Genomic DNA, 373 nt, shown 5'->3' on the forward strand with positions numbered 1-373 from the left:
TTTTTTAAATAATAGTAATACGTACTTCTTGGCATTCCTGCTATTTGAAGTAATGCTGTCAGCTTATATTTCTGCCTTAGTTCAGTAATGACAGCTACTTTGTCGGTTTCCTTGATTTTTCCCGCTCTTGAACTAAGGCGTTCAATTTTTTTAAGTATTCATTCTCCATTCGAAGGCGTTGCACTTCTGCCAATAAATCTTCGTTCGTATTTATATCGTTTTTAGTTTTTCCAGGTCGTTTTGTTCCCATCTTAGAAGCCCTTCCTCGATTTTCTTTATATAGAGCCTCTTTTCCTTCTTCATCGTATTTCCGTTCCCACATAAGTACCGTTCTTGGGGATGGAATATTAAAATGAGCGGCAGTCTGCTGTTG

Annotated in this window: 1 protein-coding gene; it reads right to left on the reverse strand. The window is 37.5% G+C overall.

From position 1 onward, the window contains the following. Window positions 1-94: 94 nt before the first annotated feature. Window positions 95-373: helix-turn-helix domain-containing protein (locus tag LK536_RS58550; RefSeq protein ID WP_506092308.1), on the reverse strand; the 279-nt coding region annotated here is incomplete at its 5' end.

It is taken from the genome of Clostridium pacaense (assembly GCF_020709765.2).
Lineage (GTDB): Bacteria > Bacillota > Clostridia > Lachnospirales > Lachnospiraceae > Enterocloster > Enterocloster hominis.